Raw genomic sequence first — 18,406 nt, 5'->3', positions numbered from 1 at the left:
ACCGAGCCATGCGCGTTTGCCCATCCCCCACTGATTCTTTCCTGCTGCGCCCCTTGGCGCAGGGCCTGCTGCTTGCGCTCGCCACGCTCCCCGCCGGCATGGCGCTGGCCGGTGATCTGGATGGACAGACGGTCGAGATCGACGGCACTGCGCCGTTCGAAGACTGGACGCTGATCAATGGATCAAGCCTGACCGCCAAGGGCACCCGCACCAGGACCCTCTGGGCAAGCGACACCTCTACCATTTCGCTCGAAAATGTAACCGTGGATGCCACCGGCAATGCCGAGCGTGCGGTGTGGCTGCAGGGAGCGAGCTCGTTGGTCGCGCGTCGCTCCGGCTTCATCGGCGGCATCCTGTTGGACATGGGCGAAGCGTCTGCCCACCTCCATGACAGCCACATCGTGGTCAATGCAGCCGATCTGTCGCCGGGTAACCGCAAATCGATCGGCGTGGATATATCGTCCACCGGCGCGGGCCGGTGGCCCGTGCGTGCACCGTATGCTCTGATTGACTCCACCATGATCGATGTGGAGATGGTCCCCGGCGGGCCTCACCATAGCAATGGCTTGGGTGTGCGCCTGATGGCAGGCAGCATGGACATCGTCAATGATTCGCGGGTGACCGGTGAAAACGTGGGCGCGATGCTGTGGGGCGACAACAATCCTTCGCAGCGCATTGCGTTGAATATCGACAATTCCGTGGTGATCGGCCGCCGCGGTGCTGCGATCCAGGTCTTTCCCGGCGTGGAAAACACCTATGACATCAGCGTGGTCAACGGTGCGCAGCTGGGCGGCGGCGATGGCAACGTGTTGCTTGTGGCCAACGATACTGGTGCCGTGAGCCGCACCGATGTGAATTTTTCCGTCGATGATTCACGACTGAGTGGCAACGTGACGCTCGACGCCGCCAGCCTGACCAATGCAACCGTCAACGTCACCCTGCGCAACAACGCGCAGATCGACGGCCGCTTCATCAATGTCACCACCGCCAGCATCGACAGCGACAGCACCTGGCTGATGACCGGCGACAGCAACGTGGGCCATCTCACGCTGGGCGCAGGCGGTACCGTGGCGCTGGGCAATGGCAGCAGCTTCAACACGCTCAGCCTGGATGCGTTCACCGGCAACGGCGGCACGCTGTTGTTCAACACCCAGCTGGGCGACGACAGCTCGCTGACCGACAAGCTGGTGATCGCCGGCGATGCCAATGGGCAGGCCGACGTGCGCGTGCTCAATGCCGGCGGCGCTGGCGCCAAGACCGACCGCGGCATCGAGCTGATCGACATCGGTGGTGCGTCGAACGCGCAGTTCGATCTGGTCGGCCGCGCCGTGGGCGGGCAGTACGAGTACTTCCTGGTGAAGGACGCCAACGGCAACTGGTACCTGCGTTCGGAACTGGGCGGCGCGCCGGACCCGTGTCTGGCCGACCCGACCCTGCCCGAGTGCAAGCCGGTGGACCCGGTGGACCCGATCGACCCGCCGCCCCCGATCCTGCGCCCGGAGACCGGCGCGTATCTGGCCAACCAGTTCGCGCTGGACCAGATGCTGCGCCACACCTACCGCGACCGCCAGGGCGGCGCCGCTGCCGCGGATGGCATCCGCGGCTGGGCCCGTGTTGACGCTACGCAGAGCAAGCTCGGTGCGGTGGATAACCAGCTCGACCTGCGCGTGGACCGCTCGCGCCTGCAGCTGGGTGCGGACATCGGCGTGTTCGATGACGGCCGTGGCCGCGTGGGTGTGATGGGCACCGCTGCACGCAGCAGTGCCACCTCGCGTTCGGACGTGACCGGCTTCAGCGCACGCGGCAAGGTGGAAGGTGGTGCACTGGGCGTGTACGGCAACTGGGCCAACGACGCCATGTACGTGGATGCCAGCGTGCAGCGTGGCCAGTTCCGCAACCGCGTGCAGGGCGACGGCCTGGCCGAGGAGCGTTACGACTCGGAGATCTGGCAGTCGTCCGTGGAAGCCGGTTACCGCTTCGGCATCGGCCAGATCGGCACTACCGCGCTGAGCCTGCAGCCGGAACTGCAGTTGGTCTACACCGATGCGAAGACCGACGTGCATACCGAAACCAACGGCACCGTGGTGCGTGCAGCGGGCGACAGCGGCCTGTCCGGTCGTGCTGGCCTGCGCCTGCAGGGTGAATCGCGCTCGGCGGCGGGTGCATCGGTCAGCCCGTATCTGGCGGCCAACTGGTACCGCGATGGTGCCGGCAATGGCATCGCCTTCGACGATGAGGTGCTGAAGGCCGGCATCCCGCGCAACCGCTATGAACTGAGCGCGGGTGCGCGCGTGGAATTCCGTTCCGGCTTCAGCGCCAGGGGCGGGTTCGGGGCAATGCGCGGTGACAGTGGGTACCGTGAAGCGACGGCGAACCTGAGCGTGGCTTACACGTGGTGATCTGCCCTCTGTAGCGCCGAGCATGCGCTCGGCGCCACAACAAATGTCGCAACTGGCACGCGCATGTGTGATTGGTTTCGCGCAGCGCATGCGACATGCGTCTGCAACGTTTTCGAAATTGAAAGTTTTCTGATTGGTATAGCAGCACTTGCGTGCACATCATGGCGCGCCACCGACAACGGGTGGCACGGGCTTGCAATCCCGTTAGGTTGATGTGTTGTTTACGCTTGCCTGTCGGCGTCGCTCCTTCCTTGTTGGGCGGCGTCGGCAGGCAAACCGTCCGTGCCCTATGGCGGGCGGTGCATGGGGGTCTCGTACCCGCCGGCGTTTCTACATCAACCTCCGGTATTGCAACCACGCACCGTCCGCCGCCCTCGCCCAGTGCGAGAGCGGCTCCCTTGCTTCGCACTCAAGGACGCCGCCATGACTTCTTCGCTCTATCCCTATCTGTTCGCCACATTGGGCGACGCCGTCGAACGCCTGCCAGACGACCTGGCCAAAGCACTGGAAACCACGTTGGGCAGCACGATGGGCGCCCACGCCAGCGAAGGCATCACCCTGCTCGGCTGCCTGCAGCGCATCCGCCACGTGGACGCCGCCGATGGCCAGCCGTGGCCGGACAAAGGACGCAAGCAGTGCTTTGGCTTCGCGATGGCACGCATCGACCGCGCCAATGCCGGGCTGACGTTGCTGCTGGAACTGCTGCACGCCATCGAGCGCGTACGCGTGGACGGCGATGCCGACCAGCAGGTGGGCGATGACGTGCGCGAAGGCTTGCTACTGGCCTGCCGTGGGCTGGCCGAGTATGTGGATGTGCAGTTGCGGGTGGCATAGCGCTTCGCGTTCTGAACTGCGGAAGAGGGCTCAGTTCAGCGGCCTGCCACCCGCATTTGCAATGAATCCGATGGCTCATCTTCACACTGGCATTGATAGTGCGCACTTCTTTCCAGGAAGTGTACCGATGCACAAGATGATGATTCCCCTGAAGCGCTATGCACAGTTCAGTGGCCGGGCCAGCCGCAGCGAGTTCTGGTGGTTCCAGTTGTTCATCGTGATCGTCTCGATCCCGCTTTACATTGTGAGTTTCTATGCCGGCTACAGCGGTTCTCAGGGCCTCATCCTCGCATCGAGCGGGCTGAGCTTGGCGATGTGGCTGGCATTCGCATTGCCCAGCATTGCTGCCACCATTCGTCGCCTGCACGATACTGATCGATCGGGCTGGTGGCTGCTGTTGGCAATGGTCCCGTTTGCAGGCTTGGTGCTGCTGGTGTTCCTGCTGCTGCCCAGCACGCCGGGCGGCAACCGCTTTGGCGCGCCCGTTCCGCACGTTTAAGGGTTACGCCGGGCAACGCCGATGTGCCCCGCTTTGGTAGGCGTCGCCCTTGGTCGACACAGCGTCGGCACGAAGGCCTGACACATCCGTGCCAACCAAGGTTGGCACCCACCAGGACAACACGGTAGCGCCGGGCCATGCCCGGCGTTCTCGTGTGTCAGGCGAAGTGCTCGTAACCGCTCGGGCCGTCGTGGCCTTCGGTATGCACACCCTGCCCTTCCATGATGCGGCCGATGCGGGTGATCGGTACGTCCAGCGATTCGGCGACGAAGTGCAGCGCGTCGCGCTGGTCGGCGGCGGCGGTGAAGCACAGTTCGTAGTCGTCGCCGCCGTGCAGCGCGCAGTCACGGGCGCCATCACGGCCCAGCAGCTCGCGCAGTGCCGCAGACATCGGCAACGCATCGGCGTCGACTTCGGCGCGTACGCCGCTGCGTGCGGCGATGTGGCCCAGGTCTGCCAGCAGGCCATCGGAGATGTCCACGGCGGCATGCGCGAATGCACGCAGGCGCAGGCCCAGGGTAACGCGCGGGGCGGGACGCAGCAGGCGCAGGCGCAGGGTTTCGTAGTCGGCCAGCAGCGTGGCTGCCGTGACGTTCAATGCGCCCTGCTGCCACAGCCGCAGCGCACCGGCAGCATCGCCGAGGGTGCCGCTGACCCAGATGTCATCGCCAATCTGTGCGCGATCACGACGCAGCGCCTGGCCACGGGAGACCTGACCCATCGCGGTAACCGACAGCGACAGCGGGCCACGCGTGGTGTCTCCGCCAATCAGGGCGATGTCGTGCTGGTCGGCCAGAGCGAAGAAGCCATCGGCGAAGGCATCGATCCAGTCTTCGCTGGCCTCGGGCAGCGACAGCGCCAGCGTGCACCAGGCCGGGCGCGCGCCCATCGCGGCGAGGTCGGACAGGTTGACGGCCAGCGTCTTCCAGCCGATGTCGAACGCCGGAGTTTCGGTCGGGAAATGCACGCCGCTGTTGAGTGTGTCGGCGGTGACCACCAGTTGCTCGTTCGGGCGCGGCTGCAGCAGCGCGGCGTCATCGCCGATGCCGAGCACGATGTCGTCGCGCTCGACGGTGCGGGCGCGGATGCGGTCGATGAGGGCGAATTCGGCCAGGGACATGGGGCGCTCCCGCGTTTGTGCGTGCCGCGCCGTGCGCGGTAGTGCCGGCCGCAGGCCGGCAACCTCAGAACCCCTGCAGTTGCCGGCCAGCGGCCGGCATTACCACAGGTGGGTCAGTGACCCGATTCGACCTTGCGCCATTCCACGGCGGCACGATCCAGCACGCCGTTGACGTAGGTGTGGCCATGTTCGGAACCAAAGCGCTTGGCCGATTCGATGGCTTCGTTGATCACCACGCGATACGGCACGTCCAGGCGGTAACGCAGTTCGTAACCGGCCAGGCGCAGCACGGCGCGTTCGATTGCGTCCACTTCGTCGATGCCACGGTCCAGGTACGGACCGAAGGCTTCGTCGATGTCGCGACGGTTGTCGAGCACGCCATGCACCAGCGCTTCGAAGTACGCCAGGTCGGCGATTTCGCGGGCCTGTTCGTGGGCGAACTGGGCGATCAGCGACTGGCCGTTGCCACCGGAGATCTGCCAGGCATAGATGGCCTGCACGGCACGACGGCGCGCGCGCGAGCGCAGCACCGGATCGATGCCATCGCGGCGGACGGGTTTACCGGAGGGCTTGCCCTGGGTGTTCTTGTTCATGGCAGCTGCTCCAGAAGGTTGACCATTTCCAATGCGGCGAGTGCGACTTCCTCGCCCTTGTTGCCGTGGCTGCCGCCTGCGCGGGCCTCGGCATCTTCCACGCGTTCCACGGCCAGCACGCCGTTCAACACCGGCACGCCGAAGTCCAGCTGCACGCGCATCAGGCCTTCGGCACAGCGGTCGGCCACATGCTCGTAGTGGCGGGTGTCGCCACGGATCACGCAGCCCAGGGTGAGGATGGCGGCGTGCTCATGGGCGGCGGCCAGGCGCGCGGCGACCAGCGGCAGCTCCCAGGCACCCGGCACGCGGATCACGTCGATGTTGGCTTCGGCAATGCCGTTGCCGGCCAGGCTCTGGCGGGCGCCAGCAACCAGCACATCGGTGATGCGGGCGTTCCAGCGGCTGGCCAGGATGGCGAAGCGCGCCGACTCGGGAGTGCGAAGATCGCCTTCGTAGTGGCTCATATGCGGCTTGGGATTCGATTAAGGGGTAATTCTACCGTGGATGGGCCCCGGCCGTGGCTGGCGGGGGCCCGGGGCGTGCCGACCAACGGTCGGCACCCACCAGCTGCAGTGGGCCGCCCCTTTGTGGGTGCCGACCGTTGGTCGGCACACCGGGCGGGTTACGGGGTGACCGTCTCCACCACTTCCAGGCCGTACCCGGCCAGGCCGATCTGGCGGCGGGGCGTGCCCAGCACGCGCAGCTTGCCCAGGCCCAGGTCGGACAGGATCTGCGCGCCGGCACCGTTACGGCGCCACTGGCTCACGTCCTTGTCCTTGCCCGGCACGACCGGGGCCGGCTGCTGGCGCAGGCGGGCCAGCAGGCCTTCGCCGTCGCGCGGGGCCGACAGCACCACCATCACGCCACTGCCTTCGGCATCGATGGCACGCAGGGCATCGGTGGCAGCCACGCCGAAGTCATCACGGCGCCAGTGCAGCAGGTCGGCCAGCGGGTTTTCCACCTGCACGCGCACCAGGGTGGGCGTGTCCGCATCCGGGGTGCCGCGGACCAGGGCGAAATGCAGGTCGTGGGCGATGCGGTCGCGGTAGGTGACCAGCTTGAACGGGCCGAACTCGGTCTCGATCTCGCGTTCGTCCACGCGCTCGACGGTCTTTTCGGTGGCCAGGCGGTAGGCGATCAGGTCGGCGATGGAGCCCATCTTCAGGCCGTGCTCGCGGGCGAACACTTCCAGCTCCGGGCGACGCGCCATGCTGCCGTCCGGGTTGAGGATCTCCACCAGCACGCCGGCCGGTTCCAGCCCGGCCAGCATGGCCAGGTCGACGCCGGCTTCGGTGTGGCCGGCGCGGGTCAGCACGCCACCGGGCTGGGCGATCAGCGGGAAGATGTGGCCCGGCTGGTGCAGGTCCGACGGCTTGGCATTGGGCTTCACCGCGGTGCGGATGGTGTGCGCGCGGTCGTGCGCCGAGATGCCGGTGGTCACGCCTTCGGCCGCTTCGATGCTGACGGTGAAGTTGGTCTGGAACTGCGCGGTATTGGCCTGCACCATCGGCGCCAGGCCGAGGTCGGCGGCGCGGGTGCGGGTGAGCGGCAGGCACACCAAGCCGCGGCCGTGGGTGACCATGAAGTTGATGTCGCTGGCCTTGACCAACTCGGCGGCCATGATCAGGTCGCCTTCGTTCTCGCGGTCTTCGTCATCGACGATGACGACCATGCGGCCGAGGCGGATGTCTTCCAGGATGTCGGGAATGGTGGCAAAGTTCATGGGGTATCTCCCTGTGGGTGCTGACCGTTGGTCGGCACTCCGATCAACCGCTCGACATAACGAGCGACCAGGTCGATTTCCAGGTTGATCGCGCTGCCCACGCCGGTGGCGGAGAACGCGGTATTGGCCACGGTGTGCGGGATCAGCGCCACTTCAAAGCCTTCGTCGTCCACTTCGTTGACGGTGAGGCTGACGCCGTCCACGCAGATCGAGCCCTTCTTGGCGATGTAACGGCGCAGTGCGGCCGGCGCGGCGAAACGCCAGCGCTGGGCGCGGGCATCTTCATGGATCGACAGGACCTGGCCGAGGCCGTCGACGTGGCCGCTGACCAGATGACCGCCAAGGCGGTCGGTCGGGCGCATGGCACGTTCGAGGTTGATGACCGCACCTTCGGCCAGCTGGCCGAGCGTGGTCAGGCCCAGGGTCTCGGTGGACGCATCGGCCTGGAAGCTGCTGCCGTCGAATGCAATGACGGTGAGGCAGACGCCGTTGATGGCGATGCTCTCGCCCATCTGCACGTTGTCAAACGGCAGATTCCCGACATTGAAAGTAAAGCGGACATCGCCGCCGATGGATTCGCGTGCGGCCAGACGGCCGACGCCTTCGATGATTCCAGTAAACAAGTAACGTTCTCCGCGAAAAGTGAGCGAAAAACGCCGCAAGGCAAACAGGCGGGCGCAGGGCCGCAAAGGCCCTGTGGCACCGTCTTCTTTCATCCGGACTATGACCGTCGGCTCCGGCATTGGACCGGATCTGCTGACCCCCGACGGTAAGGCCGGGGCGCTCGCGGGCTCGTGCTTGCGCACCTACCGCCGGTGGGGAATTGCACCCCGCCCTGAAGACGTTTGTGTACCGGCGAACCGGCCCGGGCATTGTAGCAGCCCGGGCTGAACGGGGTCGGATGCCCCGGGGTCAGAGCCGTTTCCCGATGGGAAACGGATCCGACCCCACCCGTGTGCGCCCAGGCCTGTGACGGCCGTCGCTGGCCTTTCGTAAAACTTTCATTAAAATCGGCGCTCGGACGACATGAGGTCGCCACGGACTGCCGCATAGGTGGACCGCCAATGGACTGAAATTCACAGGAATTCCCATGCGCAAGATCCTGATCGTGGCCGCCCTGCTGGCCGCTGCCCCGTTCTCGGCCTCGGCCGACGCCCTGAGCTACACCTACGTTGAAGGCGGCTGGACCCAGGTCAAGACCGACGACGACGTGTTCAACGATCCGAAGGTTGATGGCGGCTATGTGCGCGGTTCGATCGCGCTGGCCGAGCAGGTGCACGTGTTCGGCGGCTGGAACTACGGCAGCAAGTCGTACGACTACGACTACGGCTCGATGAAGCTCAAGCTGAACCAGCCGGAGCTGGGCATCGGTTACCACATGCCCTTCAGCGACCGCGTCGACTACACCGCCGACATCGCCTGGGTCCGCCAGCAGGCTGAAATCACCGTCAAGGACGTGGACTACGGCCGCTTCAGCGTGAAGGACCACACCAACCTGGTGCGCGCCACCATGGGCCTGCGTGGCAAGCCTTCGCGCATGACCGAAGCCTGGATCAAGGCCGGTTACATGGACGGTGGCAACGAGTTCAAGGGCACCTGGGTCGGCACCCTCGGTGGCCAGATCAACTTCACCCGTACCTGGGGTCTGGTCGGCGAGATCTCCGGCTACCGCGACGTCACCCAGTACTCGGCCGGCGTGCGCGCCAGCTTCTGATTGCCCGATCCTCGTCGTGTGATCGAACGGGTCCCGCAAGGGGCCCGTTTTTTGTTGGCCGTCGCGCGCAATACGCTTGGCTGCGGCACGCCATCGAATGCAATGACAATTGCGCTAGGCTTGCCGCCCTCTGGAACAGGAACACCGTCATGAAGACCCCGATCCGCGGCCTGCTGGCCACCGCACTGCTGTGCGCCCCCTTGTTCGCCGCGGCCGCCCCGGCGCAGCTGACCCCCGAACAAACCTTCGATCTGTACGCACGCGCATTGCTGGAAGACGATGCCGCCGCCACGCGCACGCTCAACGACGCATTGAAGCCGGCCTTCGACGGCCAGGACTCGGTAACGCCAGTGCCGGGCATGATGGCCCAGGCGCTGGCCGAGCCGTGGCAGACGGTGCTGGCCGTGGCTGGAGTGAAGGGCGATCCCGCAGCGGCGGAAGCGATGTACACCAAGGCGCTGAAGGCCTCGCAGTGCCGTGCCACGCGCAGCACGGTGGAAGACAACGAATTCGTGGACGACCAGAAGATCGCCAAGGTTGATTTCAGCTGCCAGCTGGCCGACCTGGGCAGCGTGCAGCCGTTGTTCCTGGCCAGCCTGACTGGTGAGGACAAGGCTCCGCGCGCGCGCTTCACCGAGGCCTATACCCAGGCCCTGCAGAGTGGCCCGCGCAAGGCCGTGACCGGCACCCTTACCCTGTACACCGCCAAGGACAAGGGCTACTGGTACAGCAGCAACTTCGATGATCTGGTGGGCCCGGTGCTGGATGCACTGGCGCCGTTCGATGGCTGGATGCAGGACGTTGAAGCAGCAAAGGCACCGAAGGTGACCGGCGTGCCGGCCTGCGACCTGCTGCTGCAGCAGCACCGCAGCTGCGTGGCGAAGATCGCACCGGACCAGATCAGCGGTGTGGATGCGATGACCGAAGAGTTGAAGGCCAAGACGCAGGTGATGTCGGCCGAGGAAATGACGCAGGAGTGCAAGGCACTGCGTCCGATGGCCGAGATGATGTGGACCGATGCGTGCGCGTGAGTTCGCTGCGCTGAAGCGACTGGGGCTGGCTGCATTGCTGGCCCCGGTTGCGGCACAGGCGGCGCCGCCTGTGCCGACGTCCGGACACGTGTTCGAGCTGTACGCACAGGTGATCGTGCACGGCGATACCGCGGCCCAAGCCGAGCTGGGCCGCTATCTGGGTACAGCCAAGGGCCCGGCGATCGCGGCGGCGCTGGCGAGCGTAAGCCATCTCGAGCAAGCGCCTGAAATGGCCGATTGGCCGCAGGCCGCCGCGGCCCTGCGCAGGCGCCAGACATCGGTGCGTTGCAGTGTCGGCAGCGTGCATCATCCGCAGGCAGACGTCGCCGATGTTGACTACCGTTGCCACCTGCCGGACCTGACGGGCCTGCTGCCCGTCTATCGGCAGCACCCGGTGCCATTCAACGGACCACATCCCCCACAGATGGCGAGCGAACTGGCGACGGCGTATACGCAGATGATCGCGACGGCACCGGACCGGGAAAGGATCATCACCGTGTCCTTCGAGCGCGATCATGACGGCGGTGCTTGGCGCGTACAGAACCCCTCGCCGCTGATGGGCGAACTGGCCGATGCGTTCCTGCCCTTCTTCGAGTGGAACGAGCACCCGCCCGGCGAGGATCGTTGAACTTCATGGCCGCAGCAGCAGCCGCAGGTCGTCGCCCACTTGGCCGCGCCCGATCACCGCGATGATGTGGAACGACCCGTGCGTACACACTTGCAATGCCGGACGGCACCCAGCGATTCCGCGCCATCGTCATTCTTCGTCATCATCATCTGGATCTTCGCCGAACTCCGGTCGATACTGCAGGTACTCACAGCCATGCAGCGTTTTGCCGGGCCTCCAATCGCGCGCGATGCGTGCGCGGTTCTCCAGCCAGCCATCGGCGGCAGTGTCGGTATCGTGGAAGCCGACTAAGGCGACGTCGTCCCAGCCCTCATACGGAGGGAGATCCCATTCGCCTGCCAGGTCCCCGGCAATGTTTCCATCAAGTTCTGCATAGAGGGTCTGACCGACCTTCATGAAACGCGAGACAGGCCTGCCGGCGATCACGACCGGCGCCGGCGGCGTCCACCAGCGATTGCCGTCCTCGTCCTCCCCATCCTTCCAGCCTTTGAAGCGCGCGTCAGAGGTATGTGCAGACATGCCCACCGCCCAACCGGCAGTGTAGTTGCGCAGCGCATCGGCCTTGCAGGTCAGCACATCGTCCAGCTCGGTGGCGATGTCCATGCCCGGGGCGAACACCACATCTGGCTCCTTGCCACGCCTGCGCAACTGCTCAGCGCGCGTGTCGAAGCCCTCCTCGCACCCAACCAGGATGGCGTCCGGATGCGTGGATACTCGCGATGCCACCAACAAGCGCGTATGCAATCCGCCATCACCGCTATTACGTAGCGACAGAGTCCTCTGGCGAATATGCGGGGCCATACTGACGCTTAGCGGGTGCAGCTCCAACTGCCGCGATATTTCGTCCAACGGCATGCCATCGATGATGGCCATCGTGGCGCCAGAGAGGACGGCGATGCGGCGGATCGAATGGCCGAAAGCAGTAATGGGGGCCGGCAGTTCCACTTCGTGCAATGAAGGGTTGGCCTGCTTGACTACTTCCCAGTCGCGAAAGGCCGCTTGCGGAGGTTCTCCGCCCAGTGCGACCCGCCACAGGTTGCGACGCACAGGCTTCTTGACCGCAGCCGGCGCACGGCACTCGATGACGGCTACCAGATCATGCAGGGCCTGCTCAACGGTCAGTTCATCAAGGGGTTCTTCACGGTCGTCATTGGCCAAGGATGTCGCTGGAACCAGAAGGGCCAGAGGAAGAAGCACAGACAACGCGAGGACTCGATATGAACCCGACAATGCACTGGCCTGCAAAAAAGGGCCCACCACTGTGCCCGCCGGCTCCGCGTAGAAGAATAGGAAAGTTTTCAAATCTTCTCGGCGGCGTGCTTCGGAAGCACGGGTCCAGTTTTTCAGACTAATTGCATGGACGCAGGAACTGCTCCCCGAGATCCTCGGGCATCGTTCCGATCAACCAAGTGCTGACATGTTGAAGCCGATTCTTGCCCTGCTGCTGGGCACTCCCCTCGCGGCTGCTACCGCGGCGCCCGCCGCACTTTCGCTGGAAGATTCCTTCGATGCGCATGCGCGCGTCATTACCCAGAATGATGAGAAGGCCAAAGCCGCTCTGCGCAACAGCCTTCGCACGGCAGATGCAAGCGACATCGCCGACATCGTCGACGAGCTGTACGCTTTCGAAAATCTGGCGGCTGGTTTCGAGGAGCCTGCAGCCAGCATCATCAGCGCACGTCGCAAGACCGTCCACTGCCTCGCCGACAGAATCGAAAAGAGCAACTCGTCCGAACGCGGTATCGTGGACTACCACTGCACGCTTCCCGATGTTTCCGCTGCGTTTGGGGCCTACCGTGACGCCAAGGCACGACATCGCTCAGGAAAGCAGAGCTTGGAGGGGGCCAAGGCATTCCTGCAAACGTATGCAGCCATTCTGCGCGATGCGCCTGACACCAGGTACGAGGCGCGAGCGGAATTCTCCCGCGTTGGCGACAACGGACCATGGGCCAGTATCGACATGGGCCTTCTTGGGCTGAAGCTCTTGAAACAGCTGATGCCCTTCCAGGCATGGGACGAGCGGATCGAGGCGGAAGCGGTCACCGCGTACTCTGGCATTCCCGTATGCGACCTGATGTTGGATGCTCAACTGAAGTTCGCCGAACGCTATGATCCGGATAGCCCACTGCAGCGTGGCACCACCCTGCAGGATGCCGTGGAAGAAAAGGTGAGAACGCTGGGGCCGGAGCTGGCCGCTGCCTATTGCCGCGGAACCCATGAACGGAACCGTGCGCTGTGGGAAGGCTATCGCAGTGAGCCGCCTGCGGGGCCGGTGACCGAGTGAATCTGCGCAGCACGGTTCTTCTGTCTGCGCTGGCCGGACTGGGCGCATGCGCACCGCCACCCGCCGGCGGAGTCGGGCCCGAGCAGACCCAGAGTCGCCTGCAGACCGAGAAGCCAGGTTGCAGGGACGATGACGACGTTGTGACTTGCCTGCAGCGCTTTGCCTCAACGCCGACCCGGACCTTCACCGCACGCGCCGACTGCAGCGTGTTCACCGAGCGCGGCGACAGCGTCTCGATCGAGCCCACCACCCGCGCTGCGCGCCAGGTTTTTTTTCCCGTTAGGGCTCGCGAAAGCGGCGTGGTGCGCCTGCAGATGCAAGTAGATACGGGTGGCCGCCTTCTGGATGTTCGTGTGGTGCAGTCCAGTGGCAATGCCCTGCTGGAAGCTGCCGCGATGGACGCCGCACAGGAGTGGTGTTACCTGCCCGCACACCGTAACGGCCGCGATGAGGGCGGTGCCGTTGAGGCGGTGTTTCGCTTCAACGTGATCCGCGGAGCCAAACGTGACAACGAATCATCCAAGCAGACGCACTGATGGCGGCAGGAGCAACGAGCGGTCGATTGGCAGCGCCGATGAGACACCTGTGCTTCCTGCTGGGCATGGCCCGGCGCTACGAGAAACAGCACCGAACCGGTAGCGCCGGGCCATGCCCGGCGGGCGCCTTACACCCGCAACAGCAACCTCAGATCATCCCCCACCTGACGCTGGTCGAACACGCGCAGGCGCTGCTGCTGGTCCATCGTCTGGATGCCGAGCCCGGCCAACAGCGGACGGCCACTATCGCCCAGCAGGATGGGCGCCTGGTACATCAGCAACTCGTCCACCCAGCCACCACGCACCAGCGCGCCGGCCAGCGTTGCGCCGGCTTCGGTGTGCACTTCGTTGATGCCGCGCTCGGCGAGGAGTGCCAGTACCGCGCCCAGATCAAGGCGGCCGTGGCGGATGGCTACGCTGGCAAAGGCCGCGTCGGCGGCGTCGGGTGGGCTGATCATTGCATCGTGCAGGTACAGCGTGGGCGCCCCACCCTCGCGCACACGGCTGCATTCCAGCGAGCGCAGGCGGGAATCGAGGACGACGCGCAGGGGCGGCATGACTTCAGTGTCGGCCAGGCGCACGGTCAGCATCGGGTCGTCGGCGATGACGGTGTCGGCGCCGGTGAGGATCGCGCCAGCGCGCGCGCGCCAGTGCTGCACATCTTCGCGAGCGGCGGGGCCGGTGATCCACTTCGAGCTGCCGTCGGCCATCGCGGTACGGCCATCGAGGCTGGCGGCCAGCTTCACCCGCAGCCACGGACGACCGCGTTCCACGCGCGACAGGAAGCCCTTGTTGAGTTCCCGCGCCTGTGCCGCCATCAAGCCCTCGGCGACCTCGATGCCGGCGTCGCGCAGCAGGTCGAAACCACCGCCATCGACTTTCGGGAACGGGTCGCGCATCGCAGCAACAACGCGCGACACGCCGGCATCGATCAGTGCCAATGCGCAGGGTGGCGTGCGTCCGTAATGCGCGCACGGTTCCAGGGTAACGTAGGCGGTAGCACCACGCGCTTCGGTGCCGGCTTCGCGCAGGGCGAACACTTCGGCGTGCGGACCGCCAGCGCGCTGGTGCCAGCCCTGCCCGACCACGCGCTCGCCATGGGCGATCACACAGCCGACCATCGGATTGGGACGGGTGGTATAGGCACCGCGTTCGGCAAGCCGCAATGCGGCGGCCATGTGCAGGTGGTCAAGGACGGTGAACGATAGGCTCATGCCGCCATGGTACCGCCGTCAGCACGATGCCAGCCAAGGCCCAGTAGATCCACGCCATGCGTGGATGGGCGGCACGGCGCCAACCAAGGTTGGCAGCTACCAGGGCAAAGGCCGTCAGCCCTTCTTCTTCTTGGTCAGGGCAATCACATCGCCCAGCAGTTGCAGTTGCTCGGTGCTGGAAGGCAGGTCGCGTTCGAGCTTCTCGATTTCCTCGCGGAAATCGGCCACGTCCTCGAAGCTGCGGTAGACCGAAGCGAAACGCACATAACCGACATGGTCAAGCTTGCGCAGTTCATTCATCACGAACTCGCCAACTTTGATCGAGGGCACTTCGCGTTCGCCGCTGATGCGCAGCTGATGCACCACTGCGCGCACCGCCGCCTCGATCTTCTCTTCCGGCACCGCACGCTTCTGCAGCGCGCGGTCAAAGCCGGCGCGGACCTTGCGGGCATCGAAGGCTTCACGGGTGCCATCGCTCTTGACGATGGCCGGCAGCTTCAGTTCAACGGTTTCCAGCGTACTGAAGCGTTCGTTGCACGCCTCGCACTCACGCCGACGGCGAATCGTCGCGCCGTCTTCGGAGACGCGCGAGTCGATGACCCGTGTATCGGCATGCTGGCAGAAGGGGCAATGCATTGAACGCCTGGCTCAGGGAAATACCTGCTGCCACGGTCGTGGTAGCGTCGCAAAGGTACCTGAGAAGGGGTTTTGCAGCAAATGCAGGCGGCAATCAGCCTTGTCCGGCAAGGCCCGGAGCGCGACGCAACCACACCAGATGCGCAGCCGGCACCAGCAGCGGCACGCCCAGTACCAGATAGCCCAGTACCTGCCAGGGGCTGCCGGCAAACAAGCTGAAAAGCACCACGCCGATCACGGCCAGCGCCGCCATCGCGCCCAGCGCCAAGCCGATCCAGGGAATAGGGGCGGTGTGCCGCAGGCCATCGCGCCCCCGCCGCAGGTAGCGGATGCTGAGCCACAACCAGGCCAGCAAGCCGATCACCCCCGCCAGCGCCCACAGCAACAACACTGCGCCTTCGTCGCCGCGCATCAGGCCGTGGCGGGTCAGGAAGGTGTAGATGCCGAAGCCGGCGACGCCGCCACCGGCCACCAGTGCAGGCAACCCCAGCAGCAGGCATTGGGCGATGTACAGGCGCTTGTGCAGGCGCTCATCCATGCGTTCGAATCTCCTTGCAGGTCGCTCGCTTCAAGCGCGCGGTCGCAGCCACAACAGCATGCCAGCCGGGACCAGCAGCGAAGGCCCCATCAGCAGCAGACCGAAGCCTTCGCTGCCATGGGTGATGCCCAGCCACAGCCCTATACCCAACAGCGGCAGCGCAGCCAGCATGCCAAGCAGCAGCGCGCCCCACTGCACCCGGCTGCGGGTGCGTAGTGCGCTGCGTCCTCCGAACAAGTATCCACAGCTGAGATCAAGCCAGGCGAGGCAGCCGGCGAGGCCAACCAGGCCCCACACCAGCATCAATGCCTGCCCGGGCAGGTTGACGGTGCCGTCGGCGAGTGAAAGCACGCTTCCCGCCATGCCCACCACCGCCATCGCGCCACCGAACAGCACGCTGGGTGCGCCCAACGGCAGAGCCAAGGCTGCATAGAGATACTTGAGGCGGCGCTCATCCATGCGCGGGTACTCCGGTGCCGGGGTCAGAGCCCTTCCCGCAGGGAAGGGATCCGACCCCAATGCCCGATCAACCGTAGACCGGGTACTTGCGGCACTGCGCGCTGACCGCGTCGCGCACGCGGGCAATGACGGCTTCATCGGCCGGGGCGTCGAGCACGTCGGCGATCCAGTTGGCCAGGTCCACGCAGTCCTGCTCGGTGTAGCCACGGGTGGTCACGGCCGGGGTGCCCAGGCGCAGGCCCGAGGTCACGAACGGCGAACGCGGGTCGTTCGGCACCGAGTTCTTGTTGACGGTGATATGGGCCTTGCCCAGCGCAGCTTCCGCGTCCTTGCCGGACACGTCCTTGCCGATCATGTCGACCAGCATCAGGTGGTTCTGGGTGCCGCCGGAGACGATCTTGTAGCCGCGCGCGATGAGCGTGTTGGCCATCGCCTGCGCGTTCTTCACCACCTGCTGCTGGTAGGCCTTGAAGCCCGGCTCCAGCGCTTCCTTGAAGGCCACGGCCTTGCCGGCGATGACGTGCATCAGCGGACCACCCTGGATACCCGGGAACACGATCGACTGCAGCTTCTTGACCAGGTCTTCGTCGGCGCCCTTGGCGACGATGATGCCGCCGCGCGGGCCGCGCAGGGTCTTGTGGGTGGTCGAGGTGACCACGTGCGCGTGTTCCAGCGGGCTCGGGTAGACGCCAGCAGCAACCAGGCCGGCGACGTGGGCCATGTCGACGAACAGGTAGGCACCGACCTTGTCGGCGATGGCGCGGAAGCGCGCCCAGTCGATCACCTGCGAGTAGGCCGAGAAACCGGCAACGACCATCTTCGGCTTGTGCTCCAGGGCCAGGCGCTCGACTTCGTCGTAATCGATCAGGCCCTGGTCGTTGACGCCGTACTGCACGGCGTTGAACAGCTTGCCCGAGGCGTTGACCTTGGCACCGTGGGTGAGGTGGCCGCCGTGGGCCAGGCTCATGCCGAGGATGGTGTCACCCGGCTGCAGCAGCGCGAAGTACACGGCCTGGTTGGCCTGCGAGCCGCTGTGCGGCTGCACGTTGGCATAGTCCGCGTCGAACAGCTGCTTGAGGCGGTCGATCGCCAGCTGTTCGGCGATGTCCACGTATTCGCAGCCACCGTAGTAGCGCTTGCCCGGGTAGCCTTCGGCGTACTTGTTGGTCAGCTGGCTGCCCTGGGCTTCCATCACCGCCGGGCTGGTGTAGTTCTCGCTGGCGATCAGCTCGACGTGGTCTTCCTGGCGCTGGGTCTCAGCGGCGATGGCCTTGGCCAGTTCGGGATCGTAGGTTTCGATGCGGACGTCACGCGGGAACATCGGGTACTCCAGCAGGCGGGGAAAGGGGTACGACTCAGCCCTTGATTGTAGCCCCGCCCCGGCCTGCTGGGGCCGAAACGACCGGGGCCGGATTCGACGAACGAATCCGGCCCCGTATGGTTTCGAATGGCGTTGTGGGGTCAGAGCCCTTCCCTGCGGAAAGGGATCCGACCCCGGCGCTGCATCAACGGTTGTTGATGATGTAGTCGGCGATGATGCCGGTTGCCACGGCCACCAGCAGCATGTTGCCGCGGTCATCGCGGATCCAGTGGTGGCCGGACGGCGGGCGGCGCAGGTGGTAGCGCGGGTAGTCGTTCACCACGTAGATCGGGCCGCGGTAGTAATCACGATAGCGGTGGCCGCGCTGCCAGCCATAGCCATAGCCGGGCCGGTAGCCCGGGCTGTAGACCACGCGCGGCGGCGGCGGTGCCGGGCGGTAGTAGCCATGGTCGTAACGGCGGTCGTGGCGGTAGTCACGGCGCGCCTCGCGGCGGTCGCGTTCCCAGTCGCGACGGTCGTGGCGCCACTCGCGGCGATCTTCGCGCCATTCACGGCGGTCGTGGTCGCGACCACGGTGGTCGTTGTCGGCGAAGGCCGGGGCGATGGCGCCCAGCGCCAGTACAGAGGCCACGGCGCCGGCCATGAGTCGATGGATGTGCATGGGAGACCTCTGCTGGGTGGGTGGTGAGCCCATATTGCGCATTCGATCTGAACCGTTTCCGGCTGGAAACGCTTCCCGCTGCGGGACTGTGACGGCCCATTCAGTCCTCGGCCAGCCCCGGGGGCTGCGGACGGCGCGGGGCGTAAGCGGTTCCGGCTATAATTGGGGGTATTCCATTCAGTCTGTGCCCGCTGCCGCAACGGGAAGTTCCCCGTG

General features: G+C 65.6%; 20 protein-coding genes and 1 riboswitch. Of the genes, 8 read left to right on the top strand and 12 right to left on the bottom strand.

The genetic code is table 11. The features are described from left to right. Positions 1–8 precede the first annotated feature (8 nt). The 3 genes from AC07UW_RS00260 (at position 9) to AC07UW_RS00250 (ending at position 3,732) form a co-directional block, all read left to right on the top strand. Entirely contained in the window at positions 9–2,399 is a 2,391-nt protein-coding gene (locus AC07UW_RS00260; protein ID WP_495211198.1) for an autotransporter family protein, read from the top strand. 423 nt (positions 2,400–2,822) lie between these two features. Then, the gene (locus tag AC07UW_RS00255) at positions 2,823–3,233 is read left to right on the top strand and encodes a hypothetical protein (RefSeq protein ID WP_336024652.1); all 411 of its coding nucleotides are present in this window, start codon (positions 2,823–2,825) and stop codon (positions 3,231–3,233) included. A 127-nt stretch (positions 3,234–3,360) separates the two neighbouring features. After that, a complete protein-coding gene (locus AC07UW_RS00250) occupies positions 3,361–3,732 on the top strand; it encodes a DUF805 domain-containing protein (RefSeq protein WP_495211197.1) in 372 nt (123 codons plus the stop codon). 157 nt (positions 3,733–3,889) lie between these two features. On the opposite strand, the gene thiL is transcribed toward AC07UW_RS00250, so the two are convergent. The 5 genes from thiL to AC07UW_RS00225 form a co-directional block, all read right to left on the bottom strand. Next, entirely contained in the window at positions 3,890–4,852 is a 963-nt protein-coding gene (gene thiL / locus AC07UW_RS00245) for a thiamine-phosphate kinase (RefSeq protein WP_495211196.1), read from the bottom strand. Positions 4,853–4,965: 113 nt separating this feature from the next. Continuing rightward, positions 4,966–5,445, bottom strand: coding sequence for a transcription antitermination factor NusB (gene nusB / locus AC07UW_RS00240; protein ID WP_025876637.1), 480 nt, complete (start codon positions 5,443–5,445; stop codon positions 4,966–4,968). Then, positions 5,442–5,909: a 6,7-dimethyl-8-ribityllumazine synthase gene (ribH, locus tag AC07UW_RS00235; RefSeq protein ID WP_025876639.1), complete on the bottom strand. Its 468-nt coding sequence runs from the start codon at positions 5,907–5,909 to the stop codon at positions 5,442–5,444. The genes nusB and ribH overlap by 4 nt, the downstream gene beginning before the upstream one ends. A 158-nt stretch (positions 5,910–6,067) precedes the next feature. After that, a complete protein-coding gene (gene ribB, locus AC07UW_RS00230) occupies positions 6,068–7,168 on the bottom strand; it encodes a 3,4-dihydroxy-2-butanone-4-phosphate synthase (RefSeq protein ID WP_336024646.1) in 1,101 nt (366 codons plus the stop codon). Further along, positions 7,165–7,791 (bottom strand): riboflavin synthase, encoded by a 627-nt coding sequence (locus tag AC07UW_RS00225; RefSeq protein ID WP_336024644.1) that lies wholly within the window; start codon positions 7,789–7,791, stop codon positions 7,165–7,167. The genes ribB and AC07UW_RS00225 overlap by 4 nt, the downstream gene beginning before the upstream one ends. Before the next feature lie 77 nt (positions 7,792–7,868). Beyond that, positions 7,869–8,015, bottom strand: a riboswitch (FMN riboswitch). A 243-nt stretch (positions 8,016–8,258) separates the two neighbouring features. Here AC07UW_RS00225 and AC07UW_RS00220 point away from each other — a divergent pair. The 3 genes from AC07UW_RS00220 (at position 8,259) to AC07UW_RS00210 (ending at position 10,541) form a co-directional block, all read left to right on the top strand. Beyond that, positions 8,259–8,882 (top strand): outer membrane beta-barrel protein, encoded by a 624-nt coding sequence (locus AC07UW_RS00220; protein ID WP_132825968.1) that lies wholly within the window; start codon positions 8,259–8,261, stop codon positions 8,880–8,882. Between the two features lie 149 nt (positions 8,883–9,031). Beyond that, positions 9,032–9,913, top strand: coding sequence for a hypothetical protein (locus tag AC07UW_RS00215; protein ID WP_336024640.1), 882 nt, complete (start codon positions 9,032–9,034; stop codon positions 9,911–9,913). Further along, positions 9,900–10,541: a hypothetical protein gene (locus AC07UW_RS00210; RefSeq protein WP_495211195.1), complete on the top strand. Its 642-nt coding sequence runs from the start codon at positions 9,900–9,902 to the stop codon at positions 10,539–10,541. The genes AC07UW_RS00215 and AC07UW_RS00210 overlap by 14 nt, the downstream gene beginning before the upstream one ends. A 129-nt stretch (positions 10,542–10,670) precedes the next feature. On the opposite strand, the gene AC07UW_RS00205 is transcribed toward AC07UW_RS00210, so the two are convergent. Beyond that, positions 10,671–11,699 (bottom strand): hypothetical protein, encoded by a 1,029-nt coding sequence (locus AC07UW_RS00205; protein WP_495211194.1) that lies wholly within the window; start codon positions 11,697–11,699, stop codon positions 10,671–10,673. Between the two features lie 259 nt (positions 11,700–11,958). Here AC07UW_RS00205 and AC07UW_RS00200 point away from each other — a divergent pair, with 259 nt between their 5' ends. Further along, positions 11,959–12,825, top strand: a complete 867-nt coding sequence (locus AC07UW_RS00200; protein ID WP_495211193.1) for a hypothetical protein — start codon at positions 11,959–11,961, stop codon at positions 12,823–12,825. Next, the gene (locus AC07UW_RS00195; RefSeq protein ID WP_495211192.1) at positions 12,822–13,361 is read left to right on the top strand and encodes an energy transducer TonB; all 540 of its coding nucleotides are present in this window, start codon (positions 12,822–12,824) and stop codon (positions 13,359–13,361) included. Before AC07UW_RS00200 ends, AC07UW_RS00195 begins: the two co-directional genes overlap by 4 nt. A gap of 128 nt (positions 13,362–13,489) precedes the next feature. On the opposite strand, the gene ribD is transcribed toward AC07UW_RS00195, so the two are convergent. The 6 genes from ribD to AC07UW_RS00165 form a co-directional block, all read right to left on the bottom strand. Next, positions 13,490–14,575: a bifunctional diaminohydroxyphosphoribosylaminopyrimidine deaminase/5-amino-6-(5-phosphoribosylamino)uracil reductase RibD gene (ribD, locus tag AC07UW_RS00190; RefSeq protein WP_495211191.1), complete on the bottom strand. Its 1,086-nt coding sequence runs from the start codon at positions 14,573–14,575 to the stop codon at positions 13,490–13,492. A 114-nt stretch (positions 14,576–14,689) separates the two neighbouring features. Beyond that, complete coding sequence (gene nrdR, locus AC07UW_RS00185) at positions 14,690–15,211, bottom strand: transcriptional regulator NrdR (RefSeq protein ID WP_025876654.1); 522 nt, start codon at positions 15,209–15,211, stop codon at positions 14,690–14,692. A gap of 94 nt (positions 15,212–15,305) precedes the next feature. Beyond that, positions 15,306–15,749 carry a hypothetical protein gene (locus tag AC07UW_RS00180; RefSeq protein WP_495211190.1) on the bottom strand — a complete coding sequence of 148 codons (444 nt, stop codon included), beginning with the start codon at positions 15,747–15,749 and terminating at the stop codon, positions 15,306–15,308. A 30-nt stretch (positions 15,750–15,779) separates the two neighbouring features. Then, the gene (locus AC07UW_RS00175; protein WP_336024625.1) at positions 15,780–16,208 is read right to left on the bottom strand and encodes a hypothetical protein; all 429 of its coding nucleotides are present in this window, start codon (positions 16,206–16,208) and stop codon (positions 15,780–15,782) included. A 67-nt stretch (positions 16,209–16,275) separates the two neighbouring features. Further along, complete coding sequence (gene glyA, locus AC07UW_RS00170) at positions 16,276–17,529, bottom strand: serine hydroxymethyltransferase (protein ID WP_313250006.1); 1,254 nt, start codon at positions 17,527–17,529, stop codon at positions 16,276–16,278. A 184-nt stretch (positions 17,530–17,713) separates the two neighbouring features. Continuing rightward, positions 17,714–18,190: an RcnB family protein gene (locus AC07UW_RS00165; protein WP_025876662.1), complete on the bottom strand. Its 477-nt coding sequence runs from the start codon at positions 18,188–18,190 to the stop codon at positions 17,714–17,716. Positions 18,191–18,406: the final 216 nt, after the last annotated feature.

The organism is Stenotrophomonas sp. GW821-FHT02D01, from assembly GCF_059421765.1.
The sequence above is the reverse complement of the archived record's forward strand: the minus strand, read 5'-3'. Positions and strand labels throughout refer to the sequence as shown.